17 protein-coding genes are annotated in these 25,589 nt (G+C 39.9%); 7 read left to right on the forward strand and 10 right to left on the reverse strand.

All coding sequences use genetic code 11. The features are described from left to right. Positions 1 to 12 precede the first annotated feature (12 nt). Both BM146_RS10040 and BM146_RS10045 read right to left on the reverse strand, forming a co-directional pair. Positions 13 to 900 (reverse strand): carbohydrate ABC transporter permease, encoded by an 888-nt coding sequence (locus tag BM146_RS10040; protein ID WP_074888141.1) that lies wholly within the window; start codon positions 898 to 900, stop codon positions 13 to 15. A 15-nt stretch (positions 901 to 915) separates the two neighbouring features. Then, complete coding sequence (locus BM146_RS10045) at positions 916 to 1,824, reverse strand: ABC transporter permease (RefSeq protein ID WP_074888144.1); 909 nt, start codon at positions 1,822 to 1,824, stop codon at positions 916 to 918. Between the two features lie 145 nt (positions 1,825 to 1,969). Here BM146_RS10045 and BM146_RS10050 point away from each other — a divergent pair, with 145 nt between their 5' ends. Further along, entirely contained in the window at positions 1,970 to 3,661 is a 1,692-nt protein-coding gene (locus BM146_RS10050) for a sensor histidine kinase (RefSeq protein ID WP_207649915.1), read from the forward strand. After that, complete coding sequence (locus BM146_RS10055; protein ID WP_074888149.1) at positions 3,662 to 4,396, forward strand: response regulator transcription factor; 735 nt, start codon at positions 3,662 to 3,664, stop codon at positions 4,394 to 4,396. A 4-nt stretch (positions 4,397 to 4,400) separates the two neighbouring features. Here BM146_RS10055 and feoB read toward each other — a convergent pair whose 3' ends face one another. The 3 genes from feoB to BM146_RS10070 all read right to left on the reverse strand — a co-directional run bounded on the left by feoB (position 4,401) and on the right by BM146_RS10070 (position 10,445). Continuing rightward, entirely contained in the window at positions 4,401 to 6,758 is a 2,358-nt protein-coding gene (gene feoB / locus BM146_RS10060; protein ID WP_074888152.1) for a ferrous iron transport protein B, read from the reverse strand. 71 nt (positions 6,759 to 6,829) lie between these two features. After that, the gene (locus BM146_RS10065; RefSeq protein ID WP_177201636.1) at positions 6,830 to 9,139 is read right to left on the reverse strand and encodes a glycogen/starch/alpha-glucan phosphorylase; all 2,310 of its coding nucleotides are present in this window, start codon (positions 9,137 to 9,139) and stop codon (positions 6,830 to 6,832) included. Positions 9,140 to 9,455: 316 nt separating this feature from the next. Beyond that, positions 9,456 to 10,445 (reverse strand): LacI family DNA-binding transcriptional regulator, encoded by a 990-nt coding sequence (locus BM146_RS10070; RefSeq protein WP_074888156.1) that lies wholly within the window; start codon positions 10,443 to 10,445, stop codon positions 9,456 to 9,458. A gap of 1,016 nt (positions 10,446 to 11,461) precedes the next feature. Between BM146_RS10070 and BM146_RS10080 the strand changes: the two genes are divergently transcribed. After that, the gene (locus tag BM146_RS10080) at positions 11,462 to 12,256 is read left to right on the forward strand and encodes a hypothetical protein (protein WP_074888162.1); all 795 of its coding nucleotides are present in this window, start codon (positions 11,462 to 11,464) and stop codon (positions 12,254 to 12,256) included. Positions 12,257 to 12,450: 194 nt separating this feature from the next. On the opposite strand, the gene BM146_RS10085 is transcribed toward BM146_RS10080, so the two are convergent. The 5 genes from BM146_RS10085 to BM146_RS10105 form a co-directional block, all read right to left on the reverse strand. Next, entirely contained in the window at positions 12,451 to 14,781 is a 2,331-nt protein-coding gene (locus BM146_RS10085) for a hypothetical protein (protein WP_177201637.1), read from the reverse strand. Positions 14,782 to 15,027: 246 nt separating this feature from the next. Further along, positions 15,028 to 16,371 carry an MATE family efflux transporter gene (locus BM146_RS10090; RefSeq protein WP_074888171.1) on the reverse strand — a complete coding sequence of 448 codons (1,344 nt, stop codon included), beginning with the start codon at positions 16,369 to 16,371 and terminating at the stop codon, positions 15,028 to 15,030. Between the two features lie 4 nt (positions 16,372 to 16,375). Then, positions 16,376 to 17,284: a S1 RNA-binding domain-containing protein gene (locus tag BM146_RS10095; RefSeq protein ID WP_074888174.1), complete on the reverse strand. Its 909-nt coding sequence runs from the start codon at positions 17,282 to 17,284 to the stop codon at positions 16,376 to 16,378. A gap of 539 nt (positions 17,285 to 17,823) precedes the next feature. After that, complete coding sequence (locus BM146_RS10100) at positions 17,824 to 19,485, reverse strand: alpha-amylase family glycosyl hydrolase (protein ID WP_074888177.1); 1,662 nt, start codon at positions 19,483 to 19,485, stop codon at positions 17,824 to 17,826. A 42-nt stretch (positions 19,486 to 19,527) separates the two neighbouring features. Next, the gene (locus BM146_RS10105; protein ID WP_177201638.1) at positions 19,528 to 20,502 is read right to left on the reverse strand and encodes a nucleoside/nucleotide kinase family protein; all 975 of its coding nucleotides are present in this window, start codon (positions 20,500 to 20,502) and stop codon (positions 19,528 to 19,530) included. A gap of 204 nt (positions 20,503 to 20,706) precedes the next feature. On the opposite strand from BM146_RS10105, the gene BM146_RS10110 reads away from it, so the two are divergent. The 4 genes from BM146_RS10110 (at position 20,707) to BM146_RS10125 (ending at position 25,507) form a co-directional block, all read left to right on the forward strand. After that, positions 20,707 to 21,717: a LacI family DNA-binding transcriptional regulator gene (locus tag BM146_RS10110; protein WP_074888179.1), complete on the forward strand. Its 1,011-nt coding sequence runs from the start codon at positions 20,707 to 20,709 to the stop codon at positions 21,715 to 21,717. A gap of 437 nt (positions 21,718 to 22,154) precedes the next feature. Then, a complete protein-coding gene (locus tag BM146_RS10115; protein WP_074888182.1) occupies positions 22,155 to 23,504 on the forward strand; it encodes an ABC transporter substrate-binding protein in 1,350 nt (449 codons plus the stop codon). A gap of 84 nt (positions 23,505 to 23,588) precedes the next feature. Beyond that, positions 23,589 to 24,638, forward strand: a complete 1,050-nt coding sequence (locus BM146_RS10120; RefSeq protein ID WP_074888186.1) for a carbohydrate ABC transporter permease — start codon at positions 23,589 to 23,591, stop codon at positions 24,636 to 24,638. Beyond that, positions 24,638 to 25,507, forward strand: coding sequence for a carbohydrate ABC transporter permease (locus BM146_RS10125; RefSeq protein ID WP_074888190.1), 870 nt, complete (start codon positions 24,638 to 24,640; stop codon positions 25,505 to 25,507). The genes BM146_RS10120 and BM146_RS10125 overlap by 1 nt, the downstream gene beginning before the upstream one ends. Positions 25,508 to 25,589 lie beyond the last annotated feature (82 nt).

A 25,589-nucleotide genomic window follows, 5' to 3' on the forward strand; every position in this document is an offset into this window, starting at 1 on the left:
ATTTTATACTATTTATCCCTTTACTGCTCCTATCATTACGCCCTGATTGAAGTACTTTTGCAGGAAAGGGTAAAGAGCCATGATTGGCAATGTTGAAACCACAATTGATGCGTATTTCATCATGTCTGAAAGCTGTCGCAGCTCCTGAGCCATAGTGCCTGTAGCCGCTCCAAGAAGTGACTCATTGGAAATAAGGATTCTCCTAAGTAAAAGCTGCAGTGGAATCAGATTCTCGTTTTGCAGATAAATAAGTGCATTGAACCAGGAATTCCAAAGGCCTACTGCTGTCCACAGACCTACGACCGCAATTACCGCTTTTGAAAGAGGAACTGCAAACTGCACGAAATACCTTATAGTGCTGCAGCCGTCTATCTGCGCTGCCTCCCAAAGTGATTCGGGAAGTGAATTCTGGAAAAAGGTCCTTGCCACGATTATGTTGTAAGTGGATACCGCAAATGGAACTACCATAACGAGGAAATTATCCAGGAGGCCAAACTGCTTAACTACCAAATATGTAGGGATCAGGCCACCGCCTACAAACATGGGTATCAGGTAAAAGACATTTATTATCTTTCTACCAGGCAGGTCTTTTCTTGACATGGCATAGCCGGCAGTAATATTAACCAGTAGAGCAACCAGTGTGCCGGAAATGGTATATATTATGGTGTTCCAATAGCTTTTCCAGATCTGCTTCTGTTCAAAAAGCTTTTGGTATCCCCTTACATCTACAGTCTTTGGCCACAGCCACACCTTGCCGTTTGCCACATCCGCAGGATTGCTAAAAGAGGCAATGATGACAAACCAAAGCGGATAAATAACAGCAATTATCATGAGCACTGCTATCAGATGAAATATGATATTTACTAAAACGTCCTGTGAAAACTTTTTCTTTTTTACCATTTCTACCTCCCAATATCAGAACAGGCTGCTGTCCGTAAGCTTTTTGGCCATCAGATTTACCAGCACTAACACGATCACATTAACTACCGTATTGAAAAGACCTATTGCAGTAGACAGACTGTACTGCATACTCTGCATACCCATTTTGTAAACATAGGTTGAAATGATCTCACTGCTCATGATGTTCTGAACATTTTGGAGCAGGAATACCTTTTCAAAGCCTATTCCCAGTATGCTTCCGGCCCTCATGATAAGAAGTACCATTGCTGTTGGCATGATCATGGGAATATCTATGTACTTTATCTTCTGAAGTGTGCTGGCCCCATCCACTGTTGCCGCCTCATAATACGTGGGATCAATTCCCGCGAGTGCTGCAAGGTAAATGATGCTGTCCCAACCAAGGTGCTGCCATATGTCGCTCCATACGTACACATGCTTAAATCCTGCAGCACTTGACATTACATTTGGAAATTCATGTCCCAGGAGTTTAAAGAGATTTGCAAAAAGTCCGCTGCTTGGTGAAAGGAAGATCAGAATAAGTCCGCACATTACCATGGTTGAGATAAAATGTGGCAGATAGGTTATAACCTGGAATACTTTCTTAAAGCACTTCGTCTTCATCTGATTACACATAAGTGCAAGAAGTATTGGAAGCGGAAATCCTACAAGTATACTGTACAAACTCAAAACCAGCGTATTTTTAATGGTCACTGCAAATTGATATGATCTGAAATACTGCATGAAATTTTTCATTCCCACAAAGGGACTTTTCAGAATTCCAAGAGCAGGTGAATAGTTTTGAAATGCTATCACTATTCCGACCATCGGAAGATATGCAAAACAAAATAGCAGTACTGCTGATGGTAAAAGAAGTAAATACAACTGATAGTATTTTTTTATGTTCCCCAAAATTTTATTCTTCATTTTTTGTTCTCCTTGATTTCATGTTCTAAATCTTAAAGATTTTAAAAAACAAAAAATAGCACTATTCAGTTTTATGGATAGCACTTTTCCGAACAGGAAACTAAAAACTGTGGCAGCCCTGAAACCTTTTAATTATAATGATCTTATGAAAAACCAAGGAAGAAACAGAGCATATCCTGTTGTACAGATACTTCGAAAAACACTACTTATTTCCGTGCCAGTTGTTATCATTTTTGTGATAGTAAGTGTCTTTTCATTTTTGGAAATAAGAAAGCAGAATAATCTTGCAGTAGAGAATGCCGTATCAATATATCAAACAGAATTAACCGAAAGACTTAATGCCATAGAACACTTCGTTCAATGGACTGTTTTCCATGATCCTATCCTGGACAGTTTTTCCACTGAAGGTCACATGGGGGATTACAGGAAAGCCAGTACTGATCTGAGGCTCCGGGTAAGCGACATGCAGTATTCAACAGGTTCAGAATATATGTATTTCTTTTACTGGGATGAAGGAAATCTGTTCATTAATGCCTCTGACATGGCAGTTACCTATGACAGGTACAAGACCATCAGGAAAAGGATAATATCTGACGTTTCGCAGGGGCTTACATCAGGCGGTCTATCCTGGATACCTACTGTTATAGGTGGCAAAACCTACCTGTACTACGCAATTACCTATAGCCATAGAACTTTTGTGTCACTGGTCCCGATAGAAGATCTACTCTCTCCACTGGGCAGTCTGAACCTTGGAAACCACGGCAATATTAAGTTTCAGAACCTCAAAGGTGACACCTATTATCAAACTGCAGCCAGCCCCAGCGGATTTTTGGACTACTATTACAACGAGATTGTTTTCCGCGGTGAAGACGCAGGTCTTCCTTTCACTTTAGTTGTTAACTCAGATATGCTCGGTAACTATGGAAAGATCTTTTTCCTTCAGTTCCTGGTATTTCTAACAGCCCTTACCCTTTCCTTTATCATGGGCGGCTACATTCTTTTGACATATAAAAAAGTCATCCTGCCTATCAGGATCTTTTCCGAAAACCTGTCAAAAATGGACTCACTGTCAGGTGTTGAAGTCACAACCCTTGATCTTACTGACGGCAAATTGCAAGAGCTAAATCAAATAAATGACCAGTTCAAAAATCTGATTCATGAAATAACAAGGCTCCGCATCAACATTTACGAAGCAGAGCTTGACCAGAACAAGTTCAGGATTCACTTTTTGCAGCAGCAGATAAAACCGCACTTTTACTTAAACTGCCTCACTACGATAGACAGCATGTTGAGCCTTGGAGACGTTAGCGCAGCTCAGAAAATGCTCAGCTTTACCTCCAAGTATTTCAGATATCTTTTTCAGGCAGATAAGGATTTTGTAACACTTAGCAATGAGATTTCTCACGCGGAAGATTATCTTGATATTCAGATGATGCGCCTATCGGAGGACATTGACTACGACTGCGATATCGATGATTCAAACATGGATGTTCTTATACCGCCTCTTTTACTTATAACTTTTATCGAAAACATCATCAAACATGCGGATTCCAAGGGGAATGTGTTAAAGATAACAGTCTCCAGCAAAGACCTTGAAAGGGAAGGCAGCCCTTTTGTTGCCATCTCAATTGCAGACAACGGTCAGGGTTTTCCTGATGAGATCATAGAAAAAATAAAGAACAAGGAAGATCTCACAGAAGATGGCAGCCACATCGGAATAACCAACTGCATCAGAAGACTGTCACTTCTATATGACGGGAACTTTGATCTATCTATAGAAAATAGCGTTACGGGCGGCGCCGTAGTTACTCTGGTGCTCCCAAAGAGGTATCAATAAATGAATGTTTTACTTGTGGACGATGACCGCTTTGTTATTGCAGCGCTCCAAAAAGGAATCGCCTGGGAAAGTCTCGGATTTACTGAAGTTTTCACAGCAGGCGAGATCAATTCGGCAAAAGAAATAATTAATTCAAATAGAATAGACCTGCTCCTTAGCGACATCGATATGCCGCATGGTACAGGCCTGGATCTTCTGAGCTTTTTGCGCGAGCAGGGAAACAAGGTCCCAACTATCTTTTTAACTAACTATGCAGATTTTTCTTACGCCCAAAAGGCAATTGAGCTCAAGAGTTTTCACTATTTTTTAAAGCCAATTGACTATGCAGAGCTGACCCGTATCATCAAAAAAGCAATAAAGGAAGCCTATGATAATGAGCCTTCCGAAAGCTCATTTTACAAGCTTGATACATCTGATACAGAATCGGCGCAGAAGGCTCTTTTAGCATATGTTGACGAGCATTTTAAAGAAGAAATAAGCAGAGAGCAGCTTTCTGAAATGTTCTTTTTTGATCCGGATTACATCACTAAAATATTCAAAAAAGAGACAGGCTTTAGCTACAAAAATTACGTCTTGCAAAAGCGCCTGTCCCTTGCAAAAAAACTTTTAACTGAAACAGATTATTCAATTCACGATATCGCACTCCACGTCGGGTACGATAATTACTCATATTTTACCAGACTCTTTAAAAAGAGCTTTGGAATGACGCCGGTGGAATTCAGAAACCTTAAATAAGATGTCAAATCCCCATCAGCATTCCTATGTAATAGACTATAAATGCTGCGATCCACGCAACTACACACTGCCACAGAACAACGATAGCAGCCCATCGTCTTCCCATCTCCCTGCCAATTGCAGCAACAGCCGCAACGCATGGAGTATAAACAAGTGAAAAGACAAGAAGGCTTACTGCAGACAAAGTGCTTATAGCAGCAGAAACGCCGCCTGCTTCGTCAAACAATACTTCCAAAACTGATACCACACTCTCTTTTGCCATGAAACCGCTTATGAGAGATGTGCATATTCTGAAATCCCCAAGGCCAATTGGTTTGAAGATAGGAACCAGAATTCCGGCAATTGATGCAAGCATGCTATCCTTGGTGCTGTCCACAAGTTCCAGATGGAAATCAAAGCTCTTGAAGAACCACACAACTATTGAAGCCAGCATAATAACTGAAAATGCCCTCTGAATGAAATCTTTTGACTTTTCCCACATCAGCTGCATTACACTTCTGGCACTGGGCATGCGGTAATTTGGAAGTTCCATAACAAATGGGACTGCTTCGCCCTTAAACAAAGTCTTTTTATATATCAAAGAAACTATAATTCCCAGCATGATTCCCAGAAAATACAGCGCCGTTATTACAAGCCATCCCTTATCAGGGAAAAATGCTGCCACAAAGAACGCATAAATAGGTAGTTTTGCTGTACAACTCATGAAAGGAGTAAGAAGGATCGTCATTTTCCTGTCTCTGTCACTTGGAAGGGTTCTCGTCGACATTACCGCCGGAACCGTACATCCAAAGCCGATCAAAAGCGGAACGATACTTCTTCCGGAAAGTCCTATTCTCCTAAGGAGCTGGTCCATAAAGAATGCAACTCTTGCGATATATCCACTGTCTTCAAGAAGTGATAAGAACAAGAATATTGTAACGATTATAGGCAAAAAGCTAAGGACACTTCCCACACCTTCAAAAATACCATCAACCACAAGACTGTGAATTGCTGCATTAACTCCTGCCTGCGTCATGGCATTGTCTACAAGGCCTGTCAATGCACTAACTCCCGTTTCGATAAGTCCCTGTAAAAAAGCTCCGATCACATTAAAGGTCAAAAAGAAAATAGATGCCATAACAAGAATAAACACCGGAATAGCAGTAAATCTGCCGGTAAGGACTTTGTCTATTTTCTGGCTTCTTATCTGCTCCTTGCTCTGATGAGGTTTTACAAGGCATTCATCGCATATCCTGCGGATAAAAGAAAATCTCATATCCGCGATGGCTGCTGCCCTGTCAAGGCCTCTTTCTGCCTCCATCTGCCTTGTGATATGTTCAAGCGTCTCTTTTTCATTATTATCGAGACTTAGCTTATCAATTATGAGCTGATCTCCCTCTATTGCCTTATTGGCCGCAAATCTCAAAGGAAGCTCCGCTGTTTTAGCATGATCCTGTATGAGATGCATAACTGCATGGATACATCTGTGAACAGCGCCGCCATTATCATTTTCATCACAAAAATCCTGACGGCCCGGTCTCTCCTGATAGTGGGCTATGTGCATGGCATGGCGTACCAGCTCATCAATTCCTTCATTCTTGGCTGCAGAAATAGGAACAACAGGAACTCCAAGCATACTCTCCATAAGGTTGATATCAACCGTTCCACCATTGCCCCTAAGTTCATCCATCATGTTAAGGGCAATTACGACAGGGATGTCCATTTCAAGAAGCTGCATAGTCAGATATAGATTTCTCTCCATGTTTGTGGCATCCACAATGTTGATGATTGCCTCAGGCTCTTCCTCAAGCACAAAGTTCCTGCTGACAAGCTCTTCACTGGAATATGGAGACATGGAATATATTCCGGGAAGGTCCGTTATCATTGTATTTTTTTGTCCGAGTATTGAACCGTCCTTACGGTCCACAGTTACTCCAGGGAAATTACCAACGTGCTGATTAGCACCTGTCAGTTGATTGAAAAGAGTCGTCTTTCCACAGTTCTGGTTACCTACAAGAGCAAATGTCAAAAGAGCTGTATCCGGCAAAGGATTGCCGCTTCCCTTGGGATGATACTTACCTTCCTCACCAAGCCCCGGGTGATCGATCTTTTTTGAATTCTTTTTTGACTGTCCTGCTTTACCAAGCTCTTTTTCCTCTGAAAGCTTAGTCACCTGAATTTTCTCAGCGTCAGCAAGACGAAGCGTGAGCTCATACCCATGGATCCTAAGTTCCATAGGATCACCTAAAGGCGCAAGTTTAACAAGTGTAACTTCCGCCCCGGGTATAACTCCCATATCCAGAAAATGTTGGCGAAGAGCTCCCTCTCCGCCAACAACATCAATTCGTGCACTTTCACCAATAAGTAAATCTTTTATTGTCACTTCAATTTCTCTCTTTCATTAAGGAAACATGGGTGTTTTATGTTAAGTGCAAGCCTTTTATTTTAGTAATATCAGCCAAGATGCCAGATGTCTCTGTTGTATTCAGCGATTGTTCTGTCTGATGAGAAGTATCCGGCCTTAGCTATATTGGTAAGCATCATCTTTTTCCACTTATCGCGGTTCTCGTAATCAGCGAAAATCTCGTCTTTCTTGGCAATATAGCTCTCAAGGTCAATAAGTGTCATGAACCAGTCCTTGTTAAGAAGCTCGTTGTAAAGTCTCTCAAGATTCTCTTTATGTCCAACCTTAAGGCACTCTTTACTTACGATGAAATCTACAGCTTCCTTTATAACAGGGCTCTTCTTATAGTAATCCTTTGAAACGTAATCAGCCTTCTTGTAATGCTTAATAACTTCGTCAGCACTGATACCAAAGATATAGATATTGTCGTCACCAACAAGCTCATGGATCTCAACATTGGCACCGTCATCAGTTCCAAGAGTAACTGCTCCGTTAAGCATGAACTTCATGTTACTTGTTCCTGAAGCCTCTTTTGATGCAAGAGAAATCTGCTCTGAAACATCACAGGCAGGAATAAGCTTTTCAGCGTAGCTTACGTTGTAGTTTTCTACCATAACAACCTTCATATACTTATTTACATCAGGATCATTGTTGATGATTTCCTGAAGCACAAGTATAAGGTGAATAATGTCTTTTGCAATAACATATGCAGGTGCAGCCTTAGCGCCAAATATGAATGTAAGCGGTCTTACAGGCTTCTTGCCACCCTTTATTTCGAGATATTTATGGATGATATAAAGAGCATTCATCTGCTGTCTCTTGTACTCATGGAGTCTCTTTACCTGAATATCAAAGATTGAATCAGGGTCAACTTCAACATTCTCATGATCCTTGAGATAAGAAGCAAGCTCTTTCTTTTTGTCCATCTTAATCTCTTCAAGTTTATCAAGAACTTCCGGATTGTCAATGTGCTCTAAGAGCTTTTCAAGTTTATTTGCATCCTTCTTAAAGCCATCTCCGATTGTCTCTGAAAGGAAATCAGCAAGTGGATGGTTACATGAAAGAAGCCATCTACGGAATGTGATACCGTTTGTCTTATTGTTGAACTTCTCAGGATAGATCTTGTAGAAGTCGTTGAGTTCGCTGTCCTTAAGAATATCGGTATGGATAGCAGCAACACCATTTATTGAGAAGCCATAGTGGATATCGATAAATGCCATGTGAACCTTTTTATCTTTGTCGATGATCTGAACCTTAGGGTTCTTGTACTTAGCCTTGATTCTCTTATCAAGCTCTTTAATATAAGGAACAAGCTGTGGAACTACCTTCTCAAGATACTTAAGCGGCCATGTCTCAAGAGCCTCTGCAAGGATAGTGTGGTTTGTATATGCACATGTCTTGCTGACTACATTTATAGCTTCATCGATATTAAATGCCTTTTCCTCAACAAGAATTCTGATAAGTTCAGGAATGATCATTGTTGGGTGAGTATCATTGATCTGAATTACTGCATGTTTGTGAAGCTCATGAAGATCGTACTGACGCTCTTTCTGCTCACGAAGGATAAGCTGTGCAGCGTTTGATACAAGGAAATACTCCTGATAAATTCTAAGAAGATTTCCTGCCTCATCAGAGTCATCGGGATAAAGGAAAAGAGTGAGGTTCTTGTCAATCTTAGTCTTATCGAAATCAATTCCTTTTTTTACAAGGCTCTCATCTACTGATTCTATATCAAAGAGGCGAAGCTTGTTTACTCCTGTGTCGTAGCCAACAACGTTCATATTGTAAAGACGAGAAACAACTTTTTTATCACCAAAAGCTACTTCAAAAGTAGTATCTGTCTTTTCAAGCCATGAATTCTCCTCGATCCAATCGTTCTTTTCAGCGCACTGAAGATGATCCTTAAATACCTGTTTGAAAAGTCCAAAGTGATAGTTAAGACCAATTCCCTCTCCTGCAAGACCTAATGTTGCAATAGAATCAAGGAAGCAGGCAGCAAGTCTTCCAAGTCCGCCATTTCCAAGTGATGGCTCTGGCTCGCACTCTTCAACTTTAGAAAGGTCCTTGCCATTCTTTTCAAGAATAGCCTTAACTCTGTCATAAACTCTGAGGTTAATAAGATTGTTGGAGAGAAGCTTACCGATAAGGAACTCCATAGAGATGTAGTAAACTTTCTTTTCTCCGTTGTAAACTTCAGCCACATCCATAAGGCGTGAAGACATCTCTAAAAGTATGTAGTAAGTCTCCTGATCTGTACATTCTTTAATTGTCTTGCCGAATTTCTCATCAGCAATTCCCTCAAGCTGCTCCTCGAGGTTGAGTACAAGTACGTCGCGTTGCATGTTTGTGTGCTTGGACATTTTTCTTTCTCCTCTCGTTAATAAACCGTGTTTACGGAAAACGTTTTCTTTATCTTTTATGTGTTAAGATTATCATAGGAAAACGTTTTCTGCAAGTATTTTTTCCCGATAATTAAATAAAATATTTAAAGCACCGCTAATGGTGCGGGTTTCTGAAATTTAGTTCAAAAAGTCATACATTCTTGAATCAACAATTCAAGAATGCATCAACCAAGCCAATTTAAATCGACTTTGTCGATGAGGCTTGGTTGACTCTTCACTCATATTCTCACGAAATCCGCAGTATATGCGGATTTCTGGAATTTAGTTCAAGATGTCATACAATAATATCTTCGTACTTTATACGTACAAGTTCATGCTTTATTGTAACTTTTCGTCCATTCTCGCCTGACATCAATCTATTGAGCTCACATATAGCCTTTTCAGATATCTTTGTAAAGTCCTGTTTTACTGTATTCATCTGCTTTCCCACATATCCCATAAGGATGATCCCGTCAAATCCACAAACCGGTCTGAATATATCCATATCAATAAGGGCCTTCATTGCCCCGATTGCCATCATATCCGAAGCACACACTACGCAGTCAGCATTTTTAGCAAAGCGCATTGTGAGTTCTCTTGCCCTGAGTTCTGAAAACTGTCCATTCCTTACGGTGAGTTTCAGATTCTTTTCCTCGCACAGTTTCTTAATTCCCAAAAGCCTGTCCTTAGTGACATAGCCAGTGTCTTCCCCTGCGAGGTATAATACCTTTTTACACTTGTTCTCGATAATAGTCTTTTTGGCAACGTCATACTGAGCCTTTACATGATCAACGCTAACTGAAGAAGTTGAATCATTTACCATCGGCGCATCAACTACGACCATTTTGAAATGTCCACTATCTATGAGCTTGTGAATAACTTTGTCTTTTGTAGTCATGCCATATACAATGATTCCTCTTATTCCCTGGGATTCGAAGTAACTTGTGACCTCTTCTACAGTCATGTCCTCTATCATTGAAGCAAACACAGTAATAACATCCAACTGCAGCTCTTTTGCCTTATGAACTGCCCCGGAAATATACCGCATATTTATCTCATCACTTGCCTGCGTACTTAAACTGAGTTTTATCAAAAGTGCAACTCTTCCTGTCTTTTTGGAAGATAATGACACAGCCACTGCATTAGGTACAAATCCCAACCTGTCTACGACTTCATTGACCTTATTTTTGGTCTTCTCACTTACATTGGGATAATTGTTTAAAACCTTTGAAACTGTTGAAATAGCCACTCCGGCTTCTTTTGCAACATCTTTTATCGATACCATTTTTCCCCGCCTGAAATGTAATGTTTATTCTTCTTATTCATTGATACCACAATATATCACGCACCTAGGAAATCGTTTTCCATGCCAATTAATCATATCTTCTTAGGCATAATTTGTCCATTAAAAAAGCATAAAAAAACTAATACAAATTCCGATGCTATTATCATTTATACGGGAAATAAGGATTCGGAAATACATAGTGTCAGATTTGACTACTTAGGTTTTTTGCTGTATATTGAACAACGATTTCTGGTTTACATCATAATTTTTGATGATCATTAATTCGAAATATTGGCAATGTAGTTTAATATCTTTTTCATTGCTGATGATTCCCAATAAAACATCCAAACAGAGCATTATAGTAACTATTTTGTTTCTATCTATCATAGCTATTATATTATTGCTCTACCAATATTGCAGAAATTGATAATTGAAGAGGTGTTACCTTGATTATTGCAATGTAAGCTTGTAAGCACTGCTGAGGCATAGTTATCTTCAAACAGCCTATTTTTCTCTTTGAGCATTTTTCAACAGAGCACAGCTAGCGAGTTTTTTGCTTTAAGCCAGCGAAATACTTATTTTGTTTTTCAGACCATTTAATAGATGATCATAAAGTGCAGAAGTAAAATGCTTGGTTTCTAGGATTCAAATGAGATTTTTATAAATTTAGCCGAAGAAAGGAACTTGGCTTTTAGGATTCAAATGAGATTTTTATATATTTAGCCGAAGAAAGGAACTTGATTTTTAGGATTCAAATGAAAAATTGACAAAAAGCGCCGAAATTAAAGGCAAGTTTTTTCGTATTAGAATTGAGATTATTAAAATATGATCCGTAAAGTAATGCTAAAAAATATGGCTTCAAACAGATAAATTGCTAGAAAAGGCCGAAAGCAAGGAGTAAATTCTACGGATTATAAATGATAAAAAGATAAATGAAGCCGTGAAAGAATTATTCTGCCATTTAAGACAAATTAGAACAGAAATCAAAAATGATAATGAATAAAAGGAGTTAATAAATGATTGGATTAAAGAAGCAATTGTTAGATGAAATGACAAAACTTGAGAGAATAAAGCATATACTTGACGAAAGACTTCAAGATGTTCCAGAGGGGAGATTGCGAATATCATCGACAGGAAAGTATACTCAGTATTATCTTTGTACTAGTAATAATTCTAGAAATGGCAATTATATGCCAAAAGAAAAGCAGTCGGATATTCGTGCGTTAGCCCAAAAAGCGTATGATAAAAAGCTTAAAAAGCTTATAGACAAAAGAGTGAAACAATTTCAACAAATAGCCAATGATTATGCGGATGACGAAATAGATGCTATTTATGCGCATCTTACTCCGAGGCGTAAGGAGCTGGTCGTACCTATTCAAGCCACCTATGAACAGCTAGTTAAGAAGTGGAAATCTATTCCATATGAGGGAAAAGCTTTTAAGGAAGGTATGGTTGAGATATATACTAAAAAGGGAGAAAGGGTTAGATCTAAATCAGAGAAAATTTTAGCAGATATGTTCTATGACAGAGGAATTGAATATAAATACGAATGTCCTCTTTATCTAAAAGGTTATGGTGTTGTGTATCCAGATTTTACCTTTCTAAGCAAGAAAACAAATGAGGAATTATATTGGGAACATGAAGGAAGAATGGACGATCCTGCGTATGTTGATAAAGCAATCCGGAAGATTGACGTGTATGCAAAAAATGGTATATTATCCGGAGAACGTTTGATTTTAACTTATGAATCATCAAAGTATTCTCTCAATTTATCAATTGTAGAAAAGTTGATAAATACTTATCTGCTGTAAATATTTAAATATCTTTAATGATGCACTTAAAGCATAAAATGGAAAAAATCCGCCTTCTTACGAGGTTTCCAGATTATGTAAAGAGACTATCAGAACTACGTAAATTAGAATTTCGACTGGTAATATTTAGGGGAACCCCCTAAATATTACAGCCGAATAAATTATAATCATAAACTTTCTACAAAATGTGTTTCTTACTTGGCAACTGCTTTTCCACCCTTGTGACGTGTCATACAAGCCGATCCTGCTGCTTTTATAGTTTCCTTAACAAACGCATTCATGATATCAGCATATATTGTCTTTCCATCTTTGGCAAAAGCATTTTCTAATGCATCAAACTCATTTCCCTCATAGACAATTGACATTGCACTTCCATCAGACATCTTAATAACCATTGTGGTCATGTCTGCGGCTTTATATGTGAAGTATTCAAAATCTTCGGAAGTCAGGAACTCTTCTATATCCTCTACCGCCCCTTCCATAGCATCTGCAGCTGCTGACATATCCATTTCGGCAGGTACCTGATTGCCTTCATCTGAAACATCGATGCCTACAGTCATCATATCAGCTGCAGTATCTGAGTCCATCATTTCTTCAATAACTGGCTCCTCAAGTGCCAGTTCAGCCAGCGACTCATCCATTGCTACTTCCTCCACCGGCATCTCTGCTGCGGCAGGAGCCTCCGCTGGTGCTCCTTCCATTGCTGCCATCATTGCCATCATATCTGTATCCGGTGCTACTTCTGCTGTCGGTGTTTCTGCTGTTGGTATATCTACCGGCACTTCTGCTACTAGTGCTTCTGCCGCTGGCATTTCAACCGGCATCTCTGGAGCCGGAGCTTCTGATGCTGGCATTTCTGGCACTGGTATTTCTGGCGCCGGTGCTTCCGCTACCGGTGTATCTACCGGCACTTCCGCTACTGGGGCTTCCGCTATCGGTGTATCTACTGGCATTGCCATATCTGCGGCTGGGGCTTCTGCCTGTGCTCCTTCCATTGCTGCCATCATTGCCATCATATCTGTATCCGGTGCTACTTCTGCAGCAGGTGTTTCTGCTACTGGTATTTCTACCGGCACTTCCGCTGCTGGTGCTTCTGCCGCTGGCATTTCTGGCACTGGTATCTCTGGAGCCGGAGCTTCAGCTATCGGTGTATCTACTGGCATTACTGCTTCTGGCATTGCCATATCTGGCGCTTGAGCTTCAGCTATCGGTGCATCTACTGGCATTGTCATATCTGCGGCTGGGGCTTCTGCCTGTGCTCCTTCCATTGCTGCCATCATTGCCATCATATCTGTATCCGGTGCTACTTCTGCTGCCGGTGTTTCTGCTACTGGTATTTCTACCGGCACTTCCGCTGCTGGTGCTTCTGCTGCTGGCATTTCTACCGGCATCTCTGGAGCCGGAGCTTCTGCTGTTGGCATTTCTGGCACTGGTATCTCTGGAGCCGGAGCTTCTGCTATCGGTGTATCTACTGGCATTGCTGCTTCTGGCATTGCCATCTCTGGCGCTTGAGCTTCAGCTATCGGTGCATCTACTGGCATTGCTGCTTCTGGCATTGTCATATCTGCGGCTGGGGCTTCTGCCTGTGCTCCTTCCATTGCTGCCATCATTGCCATCATATCTGTATCCGGTGCTACTTCTGCTGCCGGTGTTTCTGCTACTGGTATTTCTACCGGCACTTCCGCTGCTGGTGCTTCTGCTGCTGGCATTTCTACCGGCATCTCTGGAGCCGGAGCTTCTGCTGTTGGCATTTCTGGCACTGGTATCTCTGGAGCCGGAGCTTCTGCTATCGGTGTATCTACTGGCATTGCTGCTTCTGGCATTGCCATCTCTGGCGCTTGAGCTTCAGCTATCGGTGCATCTACTGGCATTGCTGCTTCTGGCATTGTCATATCTGCGGCTGGGGCTTCTGCCTGTGCTCCTTCCATTGCTGCCATCATTGCCATCATATCTGTATCCGGTGCTACTTCTGCTGCCGGTGTTTCTGCTACTGGTATTTCTACCGGCACTTCTGCTGCCGGTGCTTCTGCTGCTGGCATTTCTGGCACTGGCATCTCTGGCGCCGGGGCTTCCGCTACCGGTGTATCTACTGGCATTGCCATCTCTGGCGCTGGGGCCTCCGCTACCGGTGCATCTACTGGCATTGCCTTCTCTGGCGCTGGGGCCTCCGCTACCGGTGCATCTAGCGGCATTTCTGGCATTGGCGTCTCTACCGACATCTCCGCTGCCGACTCAGCTTTATTAGCCGCAAGCATAGCATCGAAATCCGGTAAATCCGTAACAGGCTCCTGGTCAACTTTCTTTCCCGTAGCAACAGGCATTGACAACTCTTCAGCCACGGAACTCGTCGCCGCAGCTGCACCTTCCTCTGCCTTCATTGCTGCTATAAGATCGTCAACATTAGCTGTGGATAAATCCTGTCCACCAAGCATATCCTGGGTATTCATGCCTTCCATGCCAAATCTCCTTTCAATATGGAATATAACATCAAACATTCCAACGCTTATCGTGATTACGTTTACCAAAAGTGACAATTAAACAGTCTATATATATTATCGTATATTTTTATTGTATTTTACAGTAAATTTTCTATAAATTTCAAACTTTCCTCAAAATAATCTAACACTATGATTTTTCGAGCAAACCAGACTAGTGTGGCTGTTTTTCCTTTTATATCATAGGAAGCAATTTCCTATGATATAAAAAGAGCAATGACTTTTTGCACAAAAAGCCATCGCCCAATATACATAATTCTGATCAGTATTACGTTACTATACTACTTTCTTATCAAAAACATCTTTCCATAAAAAGATTCTGAACAAACCAAAAGCTACAACAGTTGTTACTATATCAGATATAAACTGTGCCCTTATAACGCCATCAAATCCCATAGCAGCAGATAATATGAATATTACAGGCAAAAAAACTATCCCTTGCCTGCAAGCTGATAGAACAAATGCGCCGGTAGCTTTACCTGTTGACTGAAAGGAAACAATTGCTATAAGACAGATTCCAATAAGCGGTGCTCCAAGAAGCTGCCACCTGAGCATTGAAACTCCGGTTCTTATCATTTCAGGATCACTCAAGAACTTTGAGAGTATTCCATAAGCAAAAAATGATAACACAGCCAAAAATACAAGCCCTGTGCCACCTGTTACCGCCATTCCAAATCCAATAATCTTTCTAAGTCTCTTTTTTAGCTGTGCGCCATAATTATAACCAATAAGTGGCTGACCACCAAAAGCAAGTCCGACAATAACGAGAAGTGCAATATTGACTATTTTTAACACAATTCCCATTATAGCAATGCTATCATCCCCATATGGCTGCAGAAATCTATTGGTCAATGTAATACCAATTGTCTGCATCAGGTTTGTAATACTTGATGGAAGTCCAATTGCCAAAACACTGGAAAAAGTCGCTGCATCAATTCTAAGTATCTTTATATCTACTGACAGTACTTTACTCTTTTTTCTGATAACATGAACAAAAAAAGCACAAGTCACTATATACCCAATCACTGTCGCAATTGCTGCTCCTGCTGCTCCAAGCCCCAAAGCAAAAATAAAAACAGGATCAAGTATAATATTCACAACAGTACCGATCACAGAGCCTATCATCGATTCCAAAGACATACCTTCAGCTCGTAAAAGATTCGATGGCACGAGCGAAAAAATAACAAAAACCGATCCCAATATCAACCATGAGTAATACTGGGCAGCATAACTGTAAGTCTGACTTGTCGCTCCCAAAATCATGAGCACCTGCTTTTTCAAAGCAAGCATAACTACTGTAAAAATAAAACCTGTTATTATTGAAACATAAAAACAAAAAGTACTCTTTTTCCTGGCATCATCAACATTGTGAGTGCCAAGAATCCTTGATATTACTGAGCTTCCTCCTATGCCAAAAATGTCACCTATTGCCAAAAGAAGTGTGAATAGCGGTGCACAAATTGAAATACCTGCTATAAGATCAGTATTACCGGTAAGCGCGATGAAATATGTATCAACAAGATTATAGACAAGTGTGACTATCATACCCATCACAACAGGGAGCGCCATTTTCATATATGCTTTATGGATTGGCGCTCTCTCGAATAACTCATTTTCCATTAAATCAAAATCCTGCTTTCTTTAAGAGATCTCCAAGTGAAGTTGTAGCATCTCCATCACTTTCAAACTCTATTTTTTCTTCTGTAATTTCAGTTGCTGCTATCTCTTCCAAAGCTTTCATGCTAAGGCTGAGTTTACCGTCTTTTATAGCTATAACTTTTACTTTAACTTTTTGCCCAACTTTAAGAACTGAAGACGGGTGAGCAATTCTCTGATTACATATCTGAGAAATATGAACAAGTCCGGTCATTCCATTTCCGAGATTTACAAACGCACCATAATTCTGCAGACTTTCAACAACGCCTTCAGTTACCAAGCCAACCTCTATGTTAGAAATCATCTCAGCTCTTCTTGCATCTGCCTGTTCTTTTAAGTACTCTCTTGCAGAAAGAACCAGCTTATTTGCGTCCTTGTCGGCAGTAATCACTTTTACTTTGAGAACCTTTCCAACATATTCAGGAAGTTTATCCTCTTCTACAAACTGAAGATCCAGCTTTGATGCAGGAATAAATCCTCTGATACCTTCAAGAAATGCTACACATCCACTTTTTACCGCTTCTGAAACTTTCACATCTACATATGCATCCGTATCAGCAATTTCTTTTATCTTGTCCCAGGCTATTAACTGATTGGCTTCCTTTTTTGATAAAAGAATATTTCCATTTCCATCATCAGTGCTGATCACAGTTGCAGAGATTTCATCGCCGATCTTCACATCTCTGTGAATAGAAAACTTGGGATCATCACTCATATCAGAAACTTTAATCACGCCCTGAGTATAATACTTAAGGTCAAGTGTAATCTCAGTCTCAGAGATATCTATTACTGTTCCCTCAAGAATGTCTCCCTCTTTAACCTTTCTAAAGGATCTTTCAATCTCATCTTGAAAATCATTCATTGTTTCTTCTGCCATTTACTTGTCCTCCAAAAACTTTTCTTTTTTATATTCCACAGCAACAGCGTTGATTATAACTATATCATTATTATTTGTTATTACAAAAAAAATCTCAATGCATTTTTGTATTTCATAAGACTAATACTTCCAAGTTATTTGTTCTATATCGATAATCCGTTAAATATACAAGAGAAAAGACATGCTCGTTTCCATTATCATTCAGAAAAAGATGACTGACATAGAAATCAGCACAGAGAACGCGCAAAAAAACTTTCCACCAAAGAGTTTTGCACAAGCAAAAATATAGGACTCTCTTGTATATTTAACGTATGTGAGAATTGGATGATACCGGATTTAAAGTATTAACTACAGTGAATTAGACACACTGCTTGTATCACCCTTGCCCCAAACGGGGCAGAATTTTATGTCGTTTGATAAAATATCATAAGACTTTTGTTCTGTAAATAGTTTCATACGAATTTATTTTTGAACATTTTGTGAAAAACAAAAAAATGACCACAATCCGGTTTTAACACCGAACTGTGGTCTTTATTTTCTTAGTTCTCAGAAATCTTGTAGCTATAATCAGAAAAATCAGCTTCAAGAGCGGCTTTATGACCATTATTCTCCCAAACAAATTTCATAAGACTGCCATCAACTGTCACATCCAGTTTTGCGTCAAATCCAAACGCAGGACATGTGTTGCGGAATCTCAGAAGATCAAGCTGTTTTTTTACAACATCTTTTTCCATTGCCTCGTTTATCTGGTTAAGAGTAAGGTTAGTTCTGTTAATTTCTTTATGCCCGCCTGCCCCGGCACGCTTTACAGCTTCGTGGTCGTTCTTGCCTGCAAACAGATCAAGATACCAAACCTGAGGTTTACCCGGCATAAACATCTGTATTGCCCTTGCAAAAAGCATCTTCTTATCATCGTCTCCAAGAGCACTGTAATACGTAGCATTAACCTGATAATACATATTCTTGGCGCCATGAAGATCCTTTACAAATCCTCCTCTGCCAACAATTGTATCGATCATATTCTGAATATCTTCTTCAGGAAGGATTCCCTTAAGATCAAGAAGCGGAATTCCATCGTGACATCCAAGCATGTTAACCACGCGTATTTTCTTTTCCTGAATCTCATCAGCCCACTTCTTTAGAAGTTCACCTGACTTTGACTCAATTGCATAAATGAGAAGCCCGGGAAGGAAGAAGTCATAAGTCATATAGCCCTTATCAGCTACAACTTCATAGATCTTTTCACTGTAACTTGCATGAATCTCAGGTAAAAGAGATACCTTAAACTCATCAGCAAGTTTCTTAACTTTTTCAAGTACATCCCATGTATCAGGTTCATTGAGGAAATTCTTCTTGCCAGGCTCCTTGGGAGCATAAGCAAAGGCATCAAGACGTACAATGCTTGCTCCATAGCCTGCAAGACTCTTAAGAGTATTTCTGTAATGTTCCCAAACAAGATCAGACTTAATGTTAAGATCCATCTGTCCAAGATATCTTCTTCCAGACTCTAAATAATCAACAACTGCATCCTTATATTTTTCAAAACCTGTGTAATCAATTTCAGCAGGCTTCTTTCCCTCATCAAGTCCCTCGCAGACTTTCACCGCTAATCTCTGTGCAGAAAGATACTGAATATCCATCTTTTCCATAAGATCCTGAGCATCAGGCCTTTTGTACTGCACTTCCTGATAGAATGTATTCCAATAAGGAACATCCTTGCCATCAGGCATACGTACCATAAGGATTGGAAGTCCAGGTTTTCTGAAAAACATGTCTTTTATGTATTTCTGATCAGGCTGAATATAGCCTTCATCAGTCATCTCGCCATAGCCATCCCAGAATTTATTCCAGTTTATAAAGAAATCGGCATATTTAGACTTCTCACCATTCTTAATAAGATCCTGGAACTGTGGAGAAAGAACTGATGCATGATTAAGAATAAAATCAAGCTTCAGATTGATATCAAGCGCCTTTAAAGCCTCAATATCTTCTTTGCTGCCAAGCTGTTCATTGATTCCATAATCTATTACAGAGAATCCTCTGTCTAAATCTGTATTGAAGATACTTGGAAGAATGTAAAATGACTGAAAAACATCCTTGAACGCATCTTTTGACAATACCGATACAATATCCCCCAGTGTTCCTCCCATGCTATCAGGATAGGCATTCAACATAGGGCCATTGTCCACAAATTTACTCATATTATTTCCTTTCAAAACATGTCAAAATGTTAATCAATCAAATTACTGCATTAGCTTTTTGAACTCATCATAGCTAATGATCTCACCTGCTTTGGTGATGATTATCTTAGCCTTATGAGCCTGTTTAACAAGCTTATTCTGTTCAAGCTCAAGTACCATCATAGTAAATGGGCTGTCAAGCTTTCCATCTCTGTTTCTGGATCTTCTATGTTCAAGTGTCTCCTGCGGAGTACTGTTCAAAAGAACCGGAATATCAACCTGAGTCATATAATCACTGTTGCCATGGGTCCACTCAACAATAAGAACCTGCTTTGCAGACATGTCAACTTCATCATACCAAAGAGACGCTTCATCTCTTCCCATTCTCTTGAGCCAGAGCTTGTCCGCTCCATCCTTAAATGCCTTCATTATCTGATCAACTTCTTCAAAGTCAGTTTCGTTTGGAGTTCCAAGATAATTATCAAGTCCCTTTTCACCGGCTTCTATATATGCCTTGAACCAACTGTCAGTTTCAACGTGAGCCTTATTAGCATCATCTTCTGCAATCTGCCATTCCTTAACCTTAGCAAAATTTTCAGGGTTCATGACACCACTGTCAACCATCCCCCTGATTCCACTTTCTCTAAACACGTGAAGTCTTTCAGCATCATTATACATAGGTATTCTGTGTGGATAATTATCTCCGGACATTGTGTAGCTTCCGATTCCAGCCTGCTCAAGCAAATATGAGAGAAGCGAAGCAATCTCAGATTTTCCTACTCCTGATCCTCCGCAAACCGCTACAACAGAACGATTATATGGATTAGCACCCATTTTCTCTTTTAATTCTTTAATAAGAACAGGAAAGATTGTTTTTGCTTTTTCGATATGACTTTCGCCAATCTCAATTTTATCTCCGGGCATATCTCCGTGAGGTATATCCTCAGGTATTTTTAAACCAGTCAAAATGTTATTTGCATTATCAAGTTTTTCCAGGACATCTTTTGCAGATGATACTCTGTTATATTGTGTATTCATAATTCTCCTTTTACTCCTCAATTTGAAACAAACACACAAATACATAACACCGCCAGAATCACGTATTTATGCAGTTTTCGCACGGCTCGTATGATTCAAAAAATAAATTGCGTACACTTTTCTTTTTGACAATACATACTCTACCATGTTATTTTGAACACAAGATACAATAACTTTTTTTCTTTGTAAAGACCAAAATAAAAAATGATAACTATTAAAGAGATTGCAAAACAACTAAATATGAGCACCACAACGGTTTCAAATGTTATTCATGGAAAAACCAGTGAAGTGTCAGACGATACAAAAAAAATTGTTCAGGATTTTCTGGAAAAGGTTGATTACGTTCCTAACATCAGCGCAAGAAATCTTGCACAGAATGAATCAAAAATAATAGGTCTTGCCTTAAAGGCACGTGCCGATAAGTATGAGAACCTGATAATGGATCCGTTTGTATCAGAACTGATCGGTGGTGTCGAAGAGACCATAAGAAATGCCGGTTATTTCATGATGCTCTATATCTCAAGTGATACCAATGAAATAATGCGCCACGTTTCCACCTGGAACGTTGATGGACTGATTCTTTTTGGAATGCTGAACGATGATGGAATACGTGTCAGTGAAAAATACAAGAAACCAATCGTATGTATTGATACTTACAGCATCGAAGGACTTAAGCACTTCACCAACGTCGGCCTGGATGATGAACAGGGTACCTACGACATGGTCAATTACCTGATATCACAGGGACACAAAAAGATAGCATTCCTTTCTGATAACACCAACGGCGTTGACCTTGCCAGATTAAACGGATACAAAAAAGCTTTAAAAGATGCAAAGATAAAATACAGTCCTTCAAACTTCCTAAAGATCAGGCCTCACACTAAAGATCTTCCTGAAAGTTTGGAAGAAATATGTGAACGTTCAAAAGAATTCACTGCTATTATGTGTGTATCTGACCTATACGCCGTTACTCTAATGGCAGCCTTTGCTGACAGAGGAATATCAGTGCCGGATGACATTTCGGTCGCAGGATTTGATGACAATATGCTTGGGCAGCTTCACAGACCTGCACTTACTACTGTTCATCAGAATGTCAAGCAAAAAGGAACTGTGGCAGCTGACACTTTGCTGAAACAGTTGAAGAAAATAAAAACACCTAATCAGATAGTACTCCCGACCAACCTGGTAATCCGTGATACTGTAAAAAAAATATAATCACCGTAATAATGCACCAGAGTCCGCTATAATAGCGGGCTCTGGTTATTTATTGGTCAATAATACTTATATCAAAATGATATTACAAACACTTTTCTTTGGATTTTTTACAATCAAATCTTAAAACATCGATCTTTTCTTGTAACATTTCACAACACACCTTATGCGCATAAGCAGTTAATTTTACGCTAATTTATAATTTATTAATACGTTTTATTATAATTTCACATTTTTCTTCTCCGCACGCAACCCCGCTAACCACGGGTTTTTATGCACTTTTTGTACGCGTGGTCAATAATAATTTTAGTAATTCTCCTTGAATTTCTAGTGTTTTTATGCTAATTTGAATATAGCGTACAACTTATGCGCAAAAGTAACCGCCAAAAAGTAAATATGTTATGGCAATTTGCACAAAGCAACAAAAAGGAGGAAACAAAATGAAAAAGAAACTCATGTCAGTTCTTCTTGCAGGCTCAATGGTTCTTTCACTTGCAGCTTGCGGAGAAACAGCAGCTGACACAACAACATCATCTGACAACGCTGAAGCTCAGACAGAGACTCAGACAGAGACTCAGTCAGCTGATACTACTGAGACTGCAGCAGCTACAAGCGAAGTAGCAGGAACTCAGGAAGCTGTTCGTCTTCTCAATGGTAAGCCAGAGATCAACGATCAGATGCAGGCTCTTGCTGCTAAGTATCTTGAAGAAACAGGCAATGTACTTACAGTTGAGACAATCGGTGGCGACACAAACGCTTCTGACGAACTTAAGAAAATGTACCAGGCTGACAACATGCCAGATATCTTCGTTATCGAAGCTAACCAGGCTGCTAACTGGGACGGAATGCTCGCCGATCTTTCAGGTGAGGAATGGACAAATAAGACTGGATTCGAACTCGTTGATTCTACAATGGGCACAATCGGATTCCCTTACACTGTAGAGGCTACAGCTCTTGGTTACAACGCTGATATCCTTGCAAAGGCAGGAATTGATCCTTCTACACTTACAAGCCCTGATGCTTGGAAGGCTGCTTGTGAGACACTTGATTCCAAGAAGGATGAACTTGGCATCACAGCAGTATTTGGCTGGTGTGCAGAGCCTACAAACCTTGGATGGTCTTCAGGTACTCACGTATTTGGTCAGTATCTTGATGCTGGTCTTAAGGCTGACGACACAACATACATCGATCTTCTTAACGATGGTGGAAAGATTGATGAAGCAAGAATGAAGAATTTCGCTGAGTTCATCGGCATGATGAACCAGTATTCAGATCCAGCTCTTCTTGTAGACGGAACATATGACAATCAGGTTGCCGGATTCAAGGAAGGCAAATATGTATTCATCACACAGGGTAACTGGTGCATAACATCTCCTGCAGATGTTAATTTCGAATGTGGATTTGCTCCATATGCATTTGAAGATGGAATCAACACAATTATTGCTGGACCACCTTCATATTGGGTAGCATATTCAAATGGTAACGTAGAAGGTGCAAAGGCATTCTTCAACTGGTGTGCTGGTGATTCAGCTCAGAATATTCTTGTAAACGATGCTGGTCTTGTATCTCCTTTCGATGATTGCCAGTATGAAGCAGTTAACCCATTCTACAAGAGCATGAACAGCTACATCACAGCTGGTAACTACTCAGGATGGCACACAATGCTTAAGAAAGACGGTCTCCAGAACGAGACATGTAACGTATTCGCAGATTATGCAAAGGGCAAACTTGATGCTGATGGATTCGTATCAACAATGGCTCAGGTAATTTCTGCTTACTACGCTCAGTAATAAGAAGTAGTTTGGGCAGGGCACACGTGTCCTGCCCTTTTATCAATCAAGAGAACTTTTGCCTCACGGAAAGGGGGATCACTTATGAGTACATTTTCTATAGGGAGAAAGGCATCATCATTTATATGCCTTATAGCAGGAATTGTGCTTACAATAGTTGGTTTGGGTCTGTCGATTGCCGGCACCGGAAATGTGTATAGGGGAGCCATGTTCGTATGCGGAATCCTTCTATTCTTCATAGGATTGTACTTGTTTCCAACTCTTAAGCACCACCGTTCAATTATCAATTTCATATTCTTGTTTCCACTTTTGTTTGCCTTCCTGGTAACAGTTATCATTCCACTGTTCCTTGGTATCGGATATTCTTTTACCGATTGGGATGGCATCAGACTTAAAAACTTTGTTGGTTTTTCCAACTACGCAAGAATGTTCAAACAGCCAGCCTTTTTATGGTCAACGCTTTTAACATTTTTATTTGTAGTATTTAATATGATCCTTGTTAACCTTGTAGCTTTCCTTTTAGCACTTCTTTGCACATCCAAGATCAAGGGACTCGGATTCTTCAGAGCAGCTTACTTTCTTCCAAACCTTATTGGCGGAATCGTACTTGGTTATATCTGGCAATTCATTTTCAGTAATGTAGTAACTAAGTTCTCAGGAACTTACTCAATGCTTTCGGATACTAATACAGCGTTTATCGCTATTATCATCGTATACATCTGGCAGTATGCAGGTTACATAATGCTCATCTACATCACAGGTCTTAATACAATCCCCGGAGATGTACTTGAAGCATCTGCCATAGATGGTGCAAATAAAATTCAGACCCTATTCAATATCAAACTCCCAATGATTGCACCAACTATTACAATATGTACTTTCCTTACACTTACATCCGCATTCAAACAGTTCGATGTAAACCTTGCTCTTACTAATGGTAAAGGATCAGTACAATTCCTTGGCAACTATATTGCAAACGGAACAGAGATGTTAGCACTTAATATCTACACTACAGCAGTTATCAATAATGATTATGCACTCGGACAGGCAAAGGCCGTTCTCTTCTTCATCATACTGGCTGCTGTCTCAATCATTCAGGTTCGTATATCCAATAAGAAGGAGGTGGAATTATAATGCATACAAAAGAAAAAACATCCAGCATAGTAATCAGACTTATAATAGCAGTCATCGTTGCAATTTATGTATTATTCCCATTTTTCCTGCTTCTTATTAACTCAGGAAAAGTTACCGCAGATATTACATCTAATCCTGTAAGCCTTGCAGGTGCAAGCTTTTCACAGCTCCTTGAGAACATAAAGGCTGTAATTAACGATCCTAACTTCTTATTCTGGAGCTCATTTGGATCATCAGCAATAATCACAGTTATTTCGCTTGTTCTCTTATCACTTTTTGGAGCCATGGCAGCATGGGTAATCTGCCGTAACAAAACAGTTTGGTCAACAGTTATTTACTTTACTTTCATCGCATCAATGATCATTCCTTTCCAGGTAGTAATGCTTCCACTTATTTCTACCTTCAGAGATGTCGGAAAGTTCATTGGAATTCCAATGCTTCAGTCAATTCCCGGTATCGTATTTGCTTACCTTGGATTTGGCGGTGCCATGACAGTATTCATCTTAACCGGATTTATCAAGGGTGTGCCTTTTGATCTTGAAGAAGCCGCTTCAATCGACGGATGTTCTCCAGAGCAGACATTCTTCCAGATCATCTTCCCTCTTTTAACTCCTGTTATTACAACAGTAACAATCCTTAATGGTATGTGGATCTGGAACGACTATCTTCTTCCATCAATGATGCTTGGACAGAATGGTAAAGTAATGACAATTCCTATCGCCATTCAGAAATTCGTTGGATCATACGTAAAGAGCTGGGACAGAATTCTTCCTGCAGCTCTTCTTGCAATCATTCCAATGATCATCATCTTCCTCATCGCTCAGAAGCAGATCATGGAAGGCATGATCGAAGGCGCCGTAAAGGGCTGATACCACTACTTTTTGACATAAATACGTTGCGATAAAAGAGAAAATACTTTTTCACTCGGTATCTTTCGCCAGGATTCGTGAC

It is taken from the genome of Butyrivibrio proteoclasticus, assembly GCF_900115735.1.
Taxonomy (GTDB): Bacteria; Bacillota; Clostridia; order Lachnospirales; family Lachnospiraceae; genus Butyrivibrio; species Butyrivibrio proteoclasticus_B.

Bases quoted from the DNA above. Each gene is read 5' to 3' on its own strand.
- BM146_RS10040 (WP_074888141.1), bottom strand. From the start codon at position 900: ATGGTAAAAAAGAAAAAGTTTTCACAGGACGTTTTAGTAAATATCATA.
- BM146_RS10045 (WP_074888144.1), bottom strand. From the start codon at position 1,824: ATGAAGAATAAAATTTTGGGGAACATAAAAAAATACTATCAGTTGTAT.
- BM146_RS10050 (WP_207649915.1), top strand. From the start codon at position 1,970: ATGAAAAACCAAGGAAGAAACAGAGCATATCCTGTTGTACAGATACTT.
- BM146_RS10055 (WP_074888149.1), top strand. From the start codon at position 3,662: ATGAATGTTTTACTTGTGGACGATGACCGCTTTGTTATTGCAGCGCTC.
- BM146_RS10065 (WP_177201636.1), bottom strand. From the start codon at position 9,139: ATGTCCAAGCACACAAACATGCAACGCGACGTACTTGTACTCAACCTC.
- BM146_RS10070 (WP_074888156.1), bottom strand. From the start codon at position 10,445: ATGGTATCGATAAAAGATGTTGCAAAAGAAGCCGGAGTGGCTATTTCA.
- BM146_RS10080 (WP_074888162.1), top strand. From the start codon at position 11,462: ATGATTGGATTAAAGAAGCAATTGTTAGATGAAATGACAAAACTTGAG.
- BM146_RS10090 (WP_074888171.1), bottom strand. From the start codon at position 16,371: ATGGAAAATGAGTTATTCGAGAGAGCGCCAATCCATAAAGCATATATG.
- BM146_RS10095 (WP_074888174.1), bottom strand. From the start codon at position 17,284: ATGGCAGAAGAAACAATGAATGATTTTCAAGATGAGATTGAAAGATCC.
- BM146_RS10100 (WP_074888177.1), bottom strand. From the start codon at position 19,485: ATGAGTAAATTTGTGGACAATGGCCCTATGTTGAATGCCTATCCTGAT.
- BM146_RS10105 (WP_177201638.1), bottom strand. From the start codon at position 20,502: ATGAATACACAATATAACAGAGTATCATCTGCAAAAGATGTCCTGGAA.
- BM146_RS10110 (WP_074888179.1), top strand. From the start codon at position 20,707: ATGATAACTATTAAAGAGATTGCAAAACAACTAAATATGAGCACCACA.
- BM146_RS10115 (WP_074888182.1), top strand. From the start codon at position 22,155: ATGAAAAAGAAACTCATGTCAGTTCTTCTTGCAGGCTCAATGGTTCTT.
- BM146_RS10120 (WP_074888186.1), top strand. From the start codon at position 23,589: ATGAGTACATTTTCTATAGGGAGAAAGGCATCATCATTTATATGCCTT.
- BM146_RS10125 (WP_074888190.1), top strand. From the start codon at position 24,638: ATGCATACAAAAGAAAAAACATCCAGCATAGTAATCAGACTTATAATA.